Annotated in this window: 11 protein-coding genes; 9 read left to right on the top strand and 2 right to left on the bottom strand. The window is 57.0% G+C overall.

Annotated features, from left to right (window positions below; genetic code table 11):
• Nucleotides 1–615 precede the first annotated feature (615 nt).
• Nucleotides 616–2,814: an McrB family protein gene (locus LCM4573_RS07195; RefSeq protein ID WP_071005910.1), complete on the top strand. Its 2,199-nt coding sequence runs from the start codon at nt 616–618 to the stop codon at nt 2,812–2,814.
• Complete coding sequence (gene mcrC, locus LCM4573_RS07200) at nt 2,811–3,935, top strand: 5-methylcytosine-specific restriction endonuclease system specificity protein McrC (protein ID WP_198539690.1); 1,125 nt, start codon at nt 2,811–2,813, stop codon at nt 3,933–3,935. Before LCM4573_RS07195 ends, mcrC begins: the two co-directional genes overlap by 4 nt.
• 353 nt (nt 3,936–4,288) lie before the next feature.
• Here the strand turns inward: mcrC and LCM4573_RS27660 are convergent, their stop codons facing one another.
• Nucleotides 4,289–4,546, bottom strand: a complete 258-nt coding sequence (locus tag LCM4573_RS27660) for a hypothetical protein (RefSeq protein WP_244505260.1) — start codon at nt 4,544–4,546, stop codon at nt 4,289–4,291.
• Nucleotides 4,547–4,771: 225 nt separating this feature from the next.
• On the opposite strand from LCM4573_RS27660, the gene LCM4573_RS07210 reads away from it, so the two are divergent.
• From LCM4573_RS07210 to LCM4573_RS07245, 7 genes are all read left to right on the top strand, one after another.
• Nucleotides 4,772–5,317, top strand: coding sequence for a hypothetical protein (locus LCM4573_RS07210; RefSeq protein WP_083347340.1), 546 nt, complete (start codon nt 4,772–4,774; stop codon nt 5,315–5,317).
• A 1,004-nt stretch (nt 5,318–6,321) separates the two neighbouring features.
• Complete coding sequence (locus tag LCM4573_RS07215; RefSeq protein WP_071005595.1) at nt 6,322–6,792, top strand: hypothetical protein; 471 nt, start codon at nt 6,322–6,324, stop codon at nt 6,790–6,792.
• Between the two features lie 346 nt (nt 6,793–7,138).
• Nucleotides 7,139–7,495: a hypothetical protein gene (locus tag LCM4573_RS07220; protein WP_071005596.1), complete on the top strand. Its 357-nt coding sequence runs from the start codon at nt 7,139–7,141 to the stop codon at nt 7,493–7,495.
• A 605-nt stretch (nt 7,496–8,100) separates the two neighbouring features.
• Nucleotides 8,101–8,913 (top strand): hypothetical protein, encoded by an 813-nt coding sequence (locus LCM4573_RS07230; RefSeq protein WP_071005598.1) that lies wholly within the window; start codon nt 8,101–8,103, stop codon nt 8,911–8,913.
• A gap of 211 nt (nt 8,914–9,124) precedes the next feature.
• A complete protein-coding gene (locus LCM4573_RS07235) occupies nt 9,125–11,341 on the top strand; it encodes a DDE-type integrase/transposase/recombinase (RefSeq protein ID WP_071005599.1) in 2,217 nt (738 codons plus the stop codon).
• A 231-nt stretch (nt 11,342–11,572) separates the two neighbouring features.
• Nucleotides 11,573–12,643, top strand: coding sequence for an ATP-binding protein (locus tag LCM4573_RS07240; protein ID WP_071005600.1), 1,071 nt, complete (start codon nt 11,573–11,575; stop codon nt 12,641–12,643).
• The gene (locus LCM4573_RS07245; protein WP_071005601.1) at nt 12,640–14,184 is read left to right on the top strand and encodes a TniQ family protein; all 1,545 of its coding nucleotides are present in this window, start codon (nt 12,640–12,642) and stop codon (nt 14,182–14,184) included. The genes LCM4573_RS07240 and LCM4573_RS07245 overlap by 4 nt, the downstream gene beginning before the upstream one ends.
• Before the next feature lie 289 nt (nt 14,185–14,473).
• On the opposite strand, the gene LCM4573_RS07250 is transcribed toward LCM4573_RS07245, so the two are convergent.
• Nucleotides 14,474–15,106 carry a glutathione S-transferase family protein gene (locus LCM4573_RS07250; RefSeq protein ID WP_083347372.1) on the bottom strand — a complete coding sequence of 211 codons (633 nt, stop codon included), beginning with the start codon at nt 15,104–15,106 and terminating at the stop codon, nt 14,474–14,476.
• Between the last annotated feature and the right edge of the window lie 194 nt (nt 15,107–15,300).

Consider the following 15,300-nt stretch of genomic DNA (forward strand, 5'->3'; position numbering starts at 1 on the left):
GATCCGTCAACGTCGCGGATAGTTTGCGGATTCCCGGCTTTGGCGTTGTCGAGAACCTCCCGGATTCGACGTTCACCTTCGACCCTGCTCCACTCATGCATGCGACGTTCCAAGATCGAGACCCTCGTTTTTGCTCATCGATTGTAGTGCGTTGAACAGCGAGAGAAAAGAAGACCTCGACGCAAATCTATCCACGCTGCTGAAATCATAAGTTACTATCGCGGCATGCCGGGAGATGCGCTCAAAAGCAAGTGGCATAGGCGTCTTGCGGTGACGAACGTGAAAAAAGCAGCTTAAGAAATCCCAAGCCGAGTGCAAACCTCCGCAGCGGTAATCTGGAATTTGGCCAACGGCGTTCATGTAGCTCCCAGTCGTGCTCTCCAGTCCGACCCTGCCACATTCTTCAGCTCTAGCAGCAACGGGATAGAATCGACACACTTCAAGTGCGCTCATTCCTCAAAGTCGCTCAATGTGTACCAAAGTTCATAGATGGTTCCTAAGGTTCAGGCTCAATCGAAAATAAACTTGTTCACGGAATTATCCTCCCGCCGCTTTAGCGGGAAGGTCGCCGACATCGCCTGGCGCGATAGCATTTGCATAACGAAAGGACATCAAGTGGCTGCAAGCAGACTCGACGGAGCTGGTGAACGGGCTTGCTGGTTTGTGGGAGCGACCTACAGCGATCGAAATGATGATCAATTATCGAGGTTTCTGGCAGAAGGGATATGGGTTAACGGCTACAGAGATAAGTACTTGGATGCTGTACGCTCGATTCAGCCCGGCGACCGCATAGCGATCAAGGCCGCTTACACACGGAAGAAGAATCTTCCTTTCGACAACAAGGGCCATACCGTCTCCACGATGGCGGTGAAGGCCATAGGCGTGGTGGTAGAAAACTTCGGTGACGGGCGCACCCTCAAGGTTGACTGGACCCCAGTTGATCCTCCGCGTGAGTGGTACTTCTACACGAACCGGGCAACCGTCTGGCGTGTCCTTCCAGGGAATCTGAACTCAGACGACCTAATCCGCTTCGCTTTCGCCGGAGATAAACAGGACCTCGATCGTTTCCGGAACGCCCCTCACTGGCGGGATCGTTTCGGCGACCAGCCCCGCCATTTCATTTGGACGGACTTCTATGAGGCCGTGGCGGACGGCCTCCTGAAATTCAGGACCCGTCGGGACGAACTTATAGCTGGAATCTACGAGATCGAGGGTCGCCTCGACGGGTTTTCTATCGCTCCCGACCTCTACGAGGACGGGTCGCGGGGGCCACTCCGGGACATTTGCCCGTTCACTGTAATAGGCATGTTCAATAGGGGCATTACGGAAGCGAACAGAAAAAGTATAGCGGGGGAGCTCGCGCGGCTCTTAGGTGTCACTGTCCCGGTGCCTCCAGGTTTCGAGGGGATACCACTCCTGAGCAACATGAGGTCATGGTTCTTCGCGTTCGAGCGTGATCGGGGAGCGGACGACATCGAAGCTCTCTGGGACGTCTTCGCGGCCGCAATCGCCCTGGCCGATTCCGAAGCACCCGAGGAAAAGGAAGCCTTCCAGCGTTCGTACGACGTCGCCCTGTCACATCACGGTGTCGGCTGGAATCTGAGCATTGGGTGCTACTGGATACGCCCGTGGAGTTTCGTCTCACTCGACGAACGTTCGAGAACGTACATTAAGGCCAAGCTCGGTATTACGGTAGGGTCATCCGGCACCGGCGGCAGATGCAATGCCGAGGAGTACGTCGGTCTTCTTGATGCGGTCAAAACCAGGTTTCTGGAAGACGCCTATCCCGTGCATTCGTTTCCCGAGCTGTCGTTGGCTGCTTTCGGATATACTGGGGAGCTCTCGGGAGACGTAGTCGATGGAGAACCGGAAGGAGCGGAACCTGCGGACACATCTCAGTCCTCGGCTGGCTCACCTATCAAGCCCTACTCGATCGACCAGATACTCGAGGAAGGTTGCTTCATGCAGCGCCAAAGGCTTGAGGCAATCCTCGACCGGCTGGAGAAAAAACAGAACGTCATCCTCCAGGGGCCACCCGGGACCGGCAAGAGCTGGCTTGCGAAGCGATTGGCCTACGCGATGGTCGGTCAGATCGACGAACGGAAAGTGCGCCCTGTGCAATTCCATCCGAACCTCTCATACGAAGATTTCGTGCGGGGTTGGAGACCGTCCGGAGACGGCCGTCTCACTCTCGTCGATGGTCCCTTCATGGAGATGATAAGAGCGGCCAACAACGATTCCGAAGGTCGCTACGTCGTGGTCATCGAGGAAATCAACCGTGGAAATCCCGCCCAGATTCTCGGCGAGATGCTGACGTTAATGGAAGCGGACAAGCGAACCCCCAGTGAAGGACTTGAGCTCTCATACCGGAGGTGGGAGGGGGAGCGAGTGAGTGTCCCCAAAAATCTTTTCGTCATCGGCACAATGAACGTAGCTGACCGATCGCTGGCGCTCGTTGATCTGGCACTCCGAAGGCGTTTCGCCTTCATCGACCTCGAGCCAACGTTCGGCGACCGCTGGCGAGACTGGGTCAAAGCGACCCACGGGTTCTCCAATGACTTCCTGGCCGAGATCGAGCTTCGGATCGAACGGCTAAACGCTGCGATTGAGGCATTCCCAGGACTTGGACCACAGTTCCGAATAGGTCACAGCTTCCTTACGCCTCCAACCGACGCCAAGATTTCAAGGCCCGCGGACTGGTTCCGGCAGGTTGTGGAAACGGAGATCGGCCCGCTACTTGAAGAGTACTGGTACGACACGCGCGACATGGCTCGCGAGCAGATAAAGCTTCTGGCGTCGGCGCAACTACCGTGACAGCGGAGATGACTTCGGAGGACCTCCGGGCGGCAAGACTGGTGGGACGAATCCCCGTGCGGAACCTATGGCTTCTTATGCTCTACGCATCGGACCTGCTGCGCCATCTCGGAGCGGCGAGCGTAGCGGTAGAGGATAATCCCGACGACATCGCTGATCTAGTCGCTGAAATCCTAGCACAGAGCGTAGAAGCTCGCCTGAAGCAGAGCCTGACGCCATCTTACGCGGAGCGGCACGCTGTCGTGAACCGCGTCCGAGGTCGTATTGACTTGCTCGAAACGGAGAGGAAGCGCCTTCTCGACAAAGGGGCGATCGCTTGCGACTTCATGGAACTCACAGTGGACACTGCACGAAACCGCTATGTTAAGGCGGCCCTCGCAACGATCGTTCCAATGCTGAAGCGTAAGGACCTCGCACGCCGGTGTCGGACGCTTTCGGAGCGGATGGCGCGCTATGGCGTAAAAGGCCAAGCGCCCAGTCGGTCAGAGATATCAGTGGATCGGATGGGCCGGGCGGATGCCCGCGATCATCTAATGGTCGCGGCGTCGAAGCTCGCCTTTGATCTTGCGCTCCCAACCGAAGCCGCAGGCCCGATAAGGACCTTTGAACCCGACAAAGAGCTGGTCTGGATACGGAAACTTTACGAAAAGGCGGTGGCGGGCTTCTACGATTTCAACCTACGGCCCGCCGGATGGCGCGTCCACCCAGGGAAAATCGTTAATTGGCAGGTAGAGAAGCAGACAAGCGGRATCGGCGCGATATTGCCCGCCATGAAGTACGACATTGTGTTGGAGAACGCGCAGCTAGGCCGTCGGATCATAGTGGACACGAAGTTCAACTCGCTCCTCACGAAGGGATGGTACCGCGACGAAACTCTTCGAAGCGGCTACCTTTATCAGATGTACGCCTACCTGCGATCGCAAGTGAAACGCGACGACGCGATGTCATTTCATTCAACTGGATTACTATTGCATCCTGCAATAGGCGAACAAGTAGACGAGACTGCGAAGATACAGGGTCACGCGATCCGGTTTGCGTCGGTTGATCTCTCTGTAGGAACCGAGGACATCCGGAAGCGCCTCATTGAGGTAGCAACTTCGCAAGCATTTGAGCAGACCTGACGGACAAACAACTTGGCGGATCAAAAGCCCGGAATTGAAAAGCAAATTATCCGCTCGCCGATGACAGCGGACTTGGCTCCTCGAAAATTACGTCCTTGCACACAGAGCAAAGCAAAGGCCTCGGGATTTTGAAGGCCGCGGAAAATCCTCGTCTCCAATCGGTTGGCACTTATCGCTGATGGGGAATTTATGTCTGCTGCTGACGTGGTTTCGGCGTCGTCATCTCGCTCTCCTCCACGGCCACTAAAGTTAACTCGTGCAAGGCGGAGTCGTTCCTAACGTGAAATCCAGGCGCAGGAGGATCGACGGGCGAGCAAGCTGGAGGGTAGGATCAACCGTAATCTTCAACGGATTTAATCGGTGCCGCCCTCGTAGGTAGTCGCCTCGCGGACCTTGTGGCTACCGGTGCGCACAACCAGCTTCCGGTGATTTCGAGCTGGGCCAATGATGATACGTCTTCCGAGTGGCTCGAAGTCAGGCCCCAACCCCGAACCGAACGAGGCATCGCCTATCTTCAGAGATTGCTTTTCACTCTCGTTCTCGGACATCGTCGGCGGCTCCACGATCTCGACAAGCAACACCTTACTCAACTCGAGCTTGGTTGTCGACAAGCGTGCATGTTTCGTAACGACGTTGTGCGGGGGCGTTTCAGACCACAGCGGTCGTATTTCGAACCTCCGGTCTCCAGCGGAGAAGGGGTCGTAGGAGTTGGGCCTCAGGATGGGAATTCGCTTTTGGAGCATGTGCAGGTTTCCGGTCGATACGCAGGACATAGGCGACAACTCCGTCGAAGGACGGAAGCAGAAGGTCAGCGCTCTATTCGTATCGATCTGAACATGAAGGTCCCATACCAGGAGAGCGTCGAGTCGCAATCAAAGATGGAGATGACGTGCAATCTTCAGCATTTCAATTTCGGCTGTCGCGCCTTATATGCAAGCAAACGCTGTGGGAATTTCATGCCAAACACGCCGATTATCAATCCATCCACAAACACACTATTGTTTGGCAAGGTTCCCGAGATTTCAAAGCGCGGTGTCAAACTTCCCGGAGGGGCAATTCATTTGCTGCGCGGCAAGCATACCGGTCCCAATCGTGGGTTCGGGGCCTGCCACATCTGGGCCGAACATAGCAGAGAGATGATGGCCGAGGGCTTTGAGAATGAGGCAGCTGTTCCTGCGTACGTCGCATTCGTGATCACGGCAGCATCGCAGCTCTATTACAGCGGCGAGAGCTTTCGATATTCAAGATTGATGGCCGTCAGAGGGATTGCCTGGACTGCAATCCTGGAACTGCGAGACAGGGACGAACCATTTTGGTCTGTGATCACCGCTTACAGGTCAAACAAAAAGCACGGCACCTTTGTGGGGTCCGTGCTTTTGTAATGTGTTCGCAGTAGCAGCGCCTCCTTAGCCTAAAGGGTCGGATGCCAACTTAATGTCCTGCGAATAGACCTCCTGTCAGGTCTACCATCCACATGAGCGGGCCAATTTACAGGTGAAGCCGACTCAAAATGCTCTTTATGCCACGCAGCATATTTAGGGGCTCAGACGGCCAAGGTCAAGAGGCAAGCTCTTCCTCGTTTCAACGCCCATGGTTATCACCCACGGCCTTGTGGCACTTGCTCCACAATGCCGCAAATTTATGATATGACATAATTAAATTAGCATACTCGGCCATTCTACACAGCATCGTAATACGATCATGCTTCGTCTGCTGCTCAATTGGGTAGAGACCCCGTCTGCGTTGTGGCAATTGCTAGATAGGTACGGGCCTCTCAATGTGTTTGGGTATGCAGCACCTGAAATCAACAGCCAGCCCTCGCTACCCGCATCGTTTGGTCACGCCAAACGGGCGACCTCCACGGAAACCAATTCCTTACTGGCTCTCACAAGCCGGGTGCGAGAAATCGACAGCCTAAACTCGCGATGGTGTTGCCGCGGTGGCACATTCGGACTTCGAGCACGATGCAAGCGGATTGCAGCAAGTTTCGGACACTGCAGCTGAACTGTTCAATGATTAAAATTTTACTTAATTTTGTTTAAAAAACAAATTGATATGCCTTCTTTCTGAAGTGCAATAATATCCTTGAAGAGCTCGATTTAATGTTTATGTAGGGCTCACTTTGGAGACGTGCCGCGGGCTTGGGTTGGTAGCCGCGCGGAATCCACTAACTCCCAAGACGAGCGAGCGGCCCAGACAACAACCTGTCCCCGCAGAATGCTGAAGGTGTCTTGCTTCAGCGGCATGCTACCTGGCGAGGGTTAAGCCAGGGAGAGTTTTATATTGCCACGCTCGCAGAGGTGACCCCACCTCTAACGCCACCTATTTCCCCTTCGCTCAACGCAGTTCAGTTGTAGTTAATTCCTGCCATCTTCGGAGCATTAAGATGAAGAGCCCGTATCAGCTACTCAGCAGCGCAATTCTCGATCTCGAGAACCATCCCGACGTGCAGGCGATCATGGCCTTCGCAAAGGAAGTCGTCGACCGGTTTTACAACGATCTCCGAACAGCGGCAGCAAGCGGCAAGACACACACCCTGCCGTTCCTGCTTATGTCTTTCGACAAAGTCTCCTTCGGCGACCCCAGCGACGTACACGAGCTCCATATCGAAGCCACCACGACCGGCAAAGTCGGGAAGTTCTTGTGCTTTGAGGACGAGGTGACCTCAAAGGCGGCACTTGAGGTCTTCACGCGGGARGAAAGTGAAGTCCGGACCTTCATGATGATGACCCTTGTCAGTCTCCGCCAGATCGAGGACGAAGGTCCATCCCATATGGCGGCGGTTTTCCTCGAAAACGCGTACGATCAACTGAAAGGAGTTCTCGCGCGCTCTTGTTCCATCCGAGAGGCGGCCTAGCCAGACCAGGCCGAAAGGTCGGCACTCGCGAAGCGATGCTTTAGAGCCGTGGGTTCCGCGACAAACGCGAAATTACGAACGCATCGCGACGACGACGCCGGCGGCGACATTGTCCGGCTGCCCCAACATCCAGAAAGCTCGAGAAGACCCGGTGCGTTCGCCGGGTTTCTCGTCTCATAGGCAGAAGACGAAGCCCCCCTCAACCATTGCCACTCTCTGCGTCCCACGGCATTCTCGGGGGCAGCTAACAGCTGCAGACCGCGGCACGCTCGCGGTCACGGACGCCGGCGACTTTGTCACTTGCTTACCAATCACGCACGCTCCTCTCGACGAAGTGGAGAGCGAAATGCATCGGTTGGAAGTGGCAAAATGGGGTCTCGATCACGGTTTCGGCAGGGAAAGCCCTTATACTCTCGTGGCACCGTACGCCACCTTCCTCGTGAAAATGGTGATCGGATATCAATACCTAACGACCTTAGCCGTCCACCCGACCAGCGAGGACGTCCTTGCGCGCACCCCGTATTCGGAACTCTTCGTGGACGATAACAGGATGCTTCACGGTGCGGGCCTCAACTCCCATTTCATAAACCGGATGATCCGTGGACAACCAGCGCCTTTGTGGTTTCCCGAGGACCACAAGGTACTTGTGGAAGCAAGCCTCTCCAGAACGCCCAGCGCGGTCACCCTTGGTCAACGCCTGTGATCAACCGCGCAGTTGCTTCTACGAATTGCTTCAAGAGTGTTAACGCGGGTATACAACCGTTAACCATACCGAGAGGTTGTTCCGAATCCGGGCACTTACAGTCCGGATTTGGGATTGAAACGGGAAATGCTTGCCTGTAGGTAAGCGCCAGTCGAAACGGGAAGCCAATTCATGACTGCTAGGATGATACATATAGAAACGCGGGACGCCCGCTAACCTATAGTCCGGTATCATTCTACCGTGACTGATAGGTTACGGTTATCCCCAGTAAGCAATGATCTATTCAACATTGTTCGAACTGGAGAATGTCATGAACACGACGATCTGCAAAAATCGGAATAGTCATTCGAGCCGCGGGGCTCTGGCTTTCGTTTGCGCCGTCGATTTTGACGCATCGTCCTCCGACAATTTCTCTGACCTTGACGCCGCAAGTTCGTTCGAGCCCGTTCGCTTGCGCGATTTTGCTCCTTCCTCCTTCTCCACCCACGCGACCATACGCCTTCGCGCGTAGTCCCACGGCTTAGCCGCCGCATCCAGGGACTCTTTAACTCCGCAGCCATTCGGGCCGCGGAGCGACGTCAACGCGTGTCTGGAAAGGACATGAGATGAACGCAAAGGCAGTCCTCCGCTATATGCGTGAGAAGAACGCGGGCTTTGGTCGTGAGCACCGCGGATACGAAGATACGCAATTGTTGCCGGACGGCCCCACCTCCGGCCGCTATTCGACGATCTCGCTCGTCGACGAAAACGGCAAGCCCATCAAAGCGGACATCTGGATTCCGGTCCAGCGGTCAACGGGCAGTCGTAAGCCGGCAGAACGCACGAAGGGCCATGTCCGCGGCTACTTGGTAGACCATCAGCACAACCGTGCGATCAGCTTCGAAAGCACGCATGAGAAGGCGCTCGCGGAGATGGCGCTGGCATGTCGGGATGTGAAGCTTTTGGAAGACCAGCCATCGGCATTGCACTTTACGGATGCCGAGGGGTCACACTCGGAGCACACGCCGGACTACCGCATCACGACCAAAACCAACACGTTCTACGTGGCGGTCAAGCCGACCCATCAGGTCGAAAAGACGGGCATCGAGAACGTCATCCAGCGTCTCAAGCCCGTCATTCAGGGCCACGCTGACGAAATGGTGCTCGTCACACAAAAGCACGCAACCCGCGTTCGGTCAGCGAACTCCCAGGTCATCCGCAATGCGGTGCGTAATCGCAACGTTGGCGACTGCGAAGAGATGCGCCAGTTGGTTCAGGGCATCCATGGCCAAGTAAGCCTGTATGCCCTCGCCGAGCGTGCCAGCAAATATGCGCGCGGACTGAACGCGGCGATCTGCCTGATCCACGAACGCGTGCTGGTCCATGTGGAGCCGGACCGCCTTCTGCTMGAACGCCCCTTCGTTCGCCTCGCACGCTAACTCCGACAATCGGGAGAACGGAATGATGCACTTTGTCGAAGTGCCGCAGGGAGCTCGTGTGCCTGCGGTTACGCCTGGCCCCGCCTGCCCTGGCCTTTGGTTGGATTCGGGAGCGCCGCCATAGCCCTCCCGGCCGACAAGCCGATCGACCTATCGGCTGAGAGCGAATGCAAGTGCAGCCCCATTATGGCAGACAATCAGGAGAAGCCCCATGAAGCACCTTGAAATCCAGGCAGCGGGTCCGCTCACCCCGGTCTACAAGTTCAAGCCCTTCGATGCCCTTTTTTACAAGGACATCTTTTATCGCCCGGTCGAAAGCGACCTCCAGACGCATACTTTGCAGCGCGTCGATAACGGGCTCTGCGAGACCTTTACGCACGAGGAGATCGCCGACATGTTCCGTGATCCGGAAGCGCCGATGGAGCACCGGGCGGACTACTACTCGCACAAGGGTTCCCGCGCCGCGGCGCGTCCTCGCGCATATCTCGGCGACCTCGACGAGAAGCAGCAGGAACAGAGCCTGTTCCAAACGCGCGTGTGCGAAATCTTCCTCCGCCGCGAATGCGCGGAGAAAGGGTTCACGCGTTCTGACAAGGTGATGAAAAAAACGCTTCCCGAAATTTGGGACGAAATCGCGGACAAGGGGAACAAGCGCAGGAACTATCTGACCGATAAGGTCAAATCGATCCCGCACCCTCGGACGGTCCGGAACTGGATTCGCGCGTATGAGAGCGATGCCAGCGCCCTCAACCAGGTCAAGAAATGGGGACGGAACCAGAAGAACACCTACTACACTGCGGAAGAGTGTGCCGTACTTCAGAAGTACATCGAGTTTTATCTCGCGCACCCGGACAGCAGCAAGGCCGAAGTCCATGCGCTGATGGCGGCCGAAATTGAGGACATCAATGATGGCCTCCGCCTCACCGACCAGGAGAACAGCAAGCCTGCAACTTCAATTCCCGAGTTGCGTACTCCGTCTCTCAAGACCTTCAGCCAGCGCATCAGTGACCTGCCGCCGGCGTATGTCGCGCTCTCGCGGCATGGAAAGGCTGCAGCCGAACGCGAATATGCCGCTGCCCGTGACGGGCTGAAAGTCTTCCGCCCTCTTCAGCGCGGCGAGATGGACGAGTGGCGTGTAGACCTCGAGGTCCTTCTGGTGATGGCTGGTGTCTGGCAGAAACTGTCGAAGAAGCAGCGCGCCCAGGTCAAGCGCATCCGCCTATGGCTCACCGCAATCATCGACGTCGCCACCCGCTGTCTGCTCGGCTTCCGCGTCCATAGGCAGGCACCTTCGGTCATGACTGCGATCGCGACGCTGGAGATGACAACCGTCGTCAAGTCGTCGATCGCCAAGCTCCACGGATGCACCTCGCCATGGGAGTATTGCGGTACGCTGGAGGAAGTCGCAACAGATTCCGCCAGCTGGTATTCGAGCCATCCCTTCCGCGTCACGGTCAATGACCTTGGAGCAACGCTGCTCCTGCCGCCAGCGGGCGCAGCATCCGCGCGTGGAACGATCGAGCGCTTCTTCCGGACCACCGCGGAGCACGCGTTCCAATACTTCTCGGGCCTGACCGGAAACTCGATCGAGGCGAAAGGCGATCGCGATCCTGAGGCCGAAGCCAGCGTGACGTTCGAGGACGCCGCGGCCATCCTCACGCGCTACTTCATCGATGTCTACCACAACACGCCTCACGAGGGGCTGGGCGGTGAAACGCCGCGAAACGCTTGGAACCGTCTTGCCAAGCACGGCATCACACCGCCGCCATCTCCGGAACAGCGCCGCCACATCTTCGGGATCAATGTCCAGCGCGTGATCGGCAGGGGTGGCATCCGCTTCCTCGGTGTCTACTTCCAATCGGTCGAACTGCAAGCGTTGCGCCGCAGGTGGAGGAAGGATCATCTCGCCCTCGTCCGTGTCGATCGGTACAACCTCGGCTCCATCTCGGTGTGGACCGGCGAGGGCTGGATGACAGTGCCTGCGGTCGACGAAGAGTTCGAAGGCATGAGTGTATGGGCGTGGACCGCCATCTGCGCCGAACTCAAGGCTATCAACGCGGTGGAGGCCAAGCTTTCTCGTTCGACCGTCCGCAGAGCAAAGGAAGACGCCCGCAAGCGGGCCGAAATCCTGCGGATGGAGGCCGATCTCGACAATCCCGTGCCCACCGAGACGGCGTACCTTGAGTGGGAAAAGAAGATGGACCTGAAGCTGCGGATCACCGCTCGCGAGAGCTCTGTACCGGAGGACTTCATGTCGACCGGTCAACTCGCCGAGGAATTTTACCGTACCATCGGGATCGATCTGCCGGTCGGGAAAACCGATTGGCGCGACGCGGCCGAGCATACGGGTAAGCCCGACGTCGTGGAAAACAAGTCGACTCCGAAGGCGTCGACGAACAGCCTCGTCGATGCCGGTTTCGACCGCTGATGCATCCCATGATCATCAGCGACCAGCGCTGCCGCCGCCAAGTCCGCCAAGCCAATCCCGCGAACGTTTCCTCGGCAGAAATCCAGAGGCTGCGCGGCGGGCCGGCCGTAAAGACCGACGCATAGGCAAGCCCCACCAAAGCGTAGACCGGCACGCGCCCGCGTGCCTGAGGCGAAACTCGACCGAAATGACCGGCTGTCCGAGCCAAGTCACCAACTCAGGAGAACACCTATGGACTGGAACCACAACCAAGCCGCCGCCATCGCCCGCATCCGTGCCACTCTCTCGCCTGACGAACTGGCGAGCGCCGAAAAGGTGAAGCGGATCAATGATCGCTACCTCGGCCTGACGCGCGACACCGCCATCCAGCTCGCTTTCAAAAACCTCGTGGCGAGCGTTGCCTGGCATGATGCCGCAGACGAAAACCGACCTGGCAAGAGACGCATTCTCGCTATTTGCGGAGAGTCCGGTGCCGGCAAGACGCGGGCAATCATGGAACATATTTCCTTGCTTTCCGCGATGGGGCGGTACGTCGACGAAGATGGAAACGAGATCAATCCTGTGTTGATTTACGAACCTCGATCGCCATGCACGCCGAAACTGCTCGCGATCGAGGGACTTCGTAAACTCGGCGTACCCGTGCGGAACAACATCCGCGAGAATGAGGCATGGGATGCGTTCCGCACGGCTTTGAAGGCGCACAAGGTCATCTTTGTCGTAATCGACGAAGCTCAGCATGCGGTCGTCGCCGCAAATGCCGTGGAGCAGCAGAAAATCGCGGACGCGTTCAAGGGGCTTGTGCAGATGCCTGATTGGCCTGTGCGCCTGGTCCTTGCGGGGGTGCCCCCTCTCGCCGAGTTCCTCTCGAAGCACGAGCAGCTGTACACTCGACGCACCGCCATTCGCCTTGAGAAGCTCGAGGGCGAAACAGGACTGGCAACGATCGACGAAATTCTTTCGAAGATCGCCGCCCATGGGGAGGTTTCCATTGGCGTTGAAATCGATGACAAGTTCAAAAAGCGCCTAAGCCATGCAGGTGCCGGGAATTTCGGGACCATCGTGCAGATGATCCGCGGAGCAGTCGAACTGGCGGTACTTGACGGGTCCTCGGAGGTAACTGAGACCCATTTTAAGAACATGTATCTGGCCTATTCCGGATGCTTGGAGGAAGAGAACGTCTTCACGCACCCTAACTGGCACGAGCTTGAGCCCCTCAAGGCATTTATGCGCGTCAACGATGAAACGCCCCGCAAGCACCGGGCGCGTGGGCAGAAGAAAATCAAGTTCGGAGACCGCCCATGAATACGTTGGCGCTGCAGGCGCGCGTACAGGAGGGCGAAACGCTTGCGAGCTTCTGCTCGCGGACGGCAGCCTTACATGGGGCCGAGAATGCGTCCGCTTTTTGGTCGCTGTTCGGATTGGACTTTCGCGAGCTCACGAAAGGAAGGTCGGACCTGGTCGCCGTGCTTCAGCGCGTGCTTGGTCCTCGCATCCACTTGGACCGGAGGGGAGCATTTCAGTCGGGTTCGGACCTCGCTGTTCGAGGACATCGGCTCGCGGGTCGTTTCGTCTCGCTGGCCCAGGACCGGGTATGCCCCATGTGCCTTGCTGACGACGAACAGAATGCGATGGGAAGGCGAGGCAACCGGGCCTACGCTCGCCTAAATTGGCTCCCTAAGTTCCTTAGAGCCTGCCCGATCCATCATGTCGAGTTCGTGGGTCTGCCGCGTATCAACTGGCATCTCGGTCCTGACTTCGCACTCAAACTGAGTCGAGAGCCGGGCGGCATTGCAAGCCTCTGCGAAAGGACACTCGCGAGGCAGGAAACAGCCTTTGAGCAATATGCACGAGAGCGGCTCGAATGGCGTCCTCCGACAGCGGCAAGCTGGCTCGATGACCTTCCTCTCCAGACGGCGGTCCATCTGTGCGAGATGGTCGGGACTGAGTTGCAAGACCCGGACCGAGACTGGTCAACCGCATCCGATCGGGAGCTGGGTTCGGCTGCGAGCTTAGGTTTCGAGCAGCTGCGAGGTGGCGCGCATGAACTCGAGAAGGTGCTTGCAGCCAGGGCGTCGAAGAACTTTCGCTCAAGACGGCGGCATTGCCCTGCCAGCATCTTTGGTACCTTTGCGTCGGAAGCGCTGCAGTTCGCCAATTATCCGGGGTACTCGGAAGTCTTGGCGATCATGCACGATGTCGGGGTAAAACATCTCGCATTGGGACGCGGCGACGAATTCCTTGGTGCCGTCACCATGCGCCAGTACCACTCTGTATCTTCGGCATCACGCGAATACGGCGTGCCCGCCAGTTCGCTCCGAACGGTGCTTGAGGAACTCGGCAAACTGGCTCCCGCGAGCACCATGGCAAAATCCAACTTGGCGTGTGAGCAAGAGGTATTTGAGGTTCGCTTCATGGAACATGTCGTCGATATAGTGCGGGATCGTCGAATAAAGGATAGCCATGAGGATGCCTACGTCACGGCACTCAAAGCTTCCTCTGACGCATACCGAAGCGAGCCTTCCGGCCATGTCTCTGCACGCGATGCTTCGGTCAAACTTCGCGTAAGCGAAACCACTGTATTGGCTCTCGCGCATGAGGGGTTTCTTAAAGAGGTATTCCCCCGGCCGTCTGCCACCGCTCAGTATGCGAAACTCGAACTACGCCGATTTTCGGATCGGTATTTGGCCGAGCGGAAGCTTCACGGATTTGTCAAAAAGCTTGGGGGCCGATTGACGATCGAGACGCTTAAACGAGGCTTGAACGCGCAAATCCCAAAGTGGCGAGTGGGGGAAAATTTCTACCTCCGCGACGATGTAAAAATGTTCATTGCCTCCCAAAAATGAAAAACCGGGCTAAGCCCGGTTTTTTTTTGTCCTTGCGATTTGGGAAATCCCGGGCTTCACTCTGGGAAATGTAGGGTTCTCGCGTCTTTCTACGCCTCAATAAACTCAACTACTTACAGGGGTGTTGAGGCAACTTAGGGTTCTCGACTACAATGCTTATGAAGCACCTCTGATCCTAAATGGAATGTGAGATATCACTGGATCCTGCCAGTTTGAGTGAGCTCTGTCTTTGCGCTCCGCCTTTAACAGCCGCCCGAAACGACGCCGCGCAGGGATAGGATTTAGATCTTCAGGCGACTGGCTGGAGGTTTGCAAACGCCTCGGCGATCCGCTGTGGAGCTTTGGGGCGTGCATACATTCGCTCGAGATACGCCTTAAGATTCGGGAAGCCGTCGATCAGTCCGTTTTCGTCGCCCCAATCCAGAACATAGGCGTTGACACAATCGGCGACCGTGATCTTGTCCCCGACGATGAATTCACGCCCGTCCATGTGACGCTCAAGCACAGCTGCCATCTCCAGAAATTCCTCTTTGGCGAGAGCAATGTCTTCCGGCAGTCGCTTGTCCTCGGGATACAAGAAGCCATGCTTGGCCATGCGCCATAGCGGCTGCTCGAGCTCTGTGACCCCGAACAGCGACCAGCGATAGACCAGCGCCCTCTCCTTCAGGTCGGCAGGCATCAAGCCTTTGTCGCCATATTTCTCGGCCAGATACATGACGATCGCAGCGGATTCTGTGAGCACGAAGTCGCCGTCGACCAGAACCGGAAGCTTCCCGGCGGGATTAATGCGCAGGAAGTCGGGATGCCGGTTCTCGCCAGCCATTATATTGACTGGCACGAACTCGAACTCCGCATCAAGCTCCTGAAGAGCCCAACGTGCACGAAGCGAGCGCGTCGGGCCCAGTCCGTAAAGTTTCATCATTTCGGCCTCCTGATTCCTCACGGTCATTGAAATCGTGTAGCGACTCCAAGGACGCTTGTCGGCGCCCCGTGCCGACAGGCGAATTAAAAAATAGTAACTGGATCCTGCACTACATACGTCGCCGTCCCGTAGGGGCTCGACTGAAGGATAGCAGGATCAGCGAGAAGCGTGCCCACTTCAATCCCTAGGACATC

This window comes from Rhizobium sp. LCM 4573 (assembly GCF_001854865.1).
In the GTDB taxonomy this organism is placed as follows: Bacteria; Pseudomonadota; Alphaproteobacteria; order Rhizobiales; family Rhizobiaceae; genus Neorhizobium.

Coding starts and splice junctions, on each gene's coding strand:
- LCM4573_RS07210 (WP_083347340.1), top strand. CDS start 4,772: ATGAAGGTCCCATACCAGGAGAGCGTCGAGTCGCAATCAAAGATGGAG.
- LCM4573_RS07220 (WP_071005596.1), top strand. CDS start 7,139: ATGCATCGGTTGGAAGTGGCAAAATGGGGTCTCGATCACGGTTTCGGC.
- LCM4573_RS07235 (WP_071005599.1), top strand. CDS start 9,125: ATGAAGCACCTTGAAATCCAGGCAGCGGGTCCGCTCACCCCGGTCTAC.
- LCM4573_RS07240 (WP_071005600.1), top strand. CDS start 11,573: ATGGACTGGAACCACAACCAAGCCGCCGCCATCGCCCGCATCCGTGCC.
- LCM4573_RS07245 (WP_071005601.1), top strand. CDS start 12,640: ATGAATACGTTGGCGCTGCAGGCGCGCGTACAGGAGGGCGAAACGCTT.
- LCM4573_RS07250 (WP_083347372.1), bottom strand. CDS start 15,106: ATGATGAAACTTTACGGACTGGGCCCGACGCGCTCGCTTCGTGCACGT.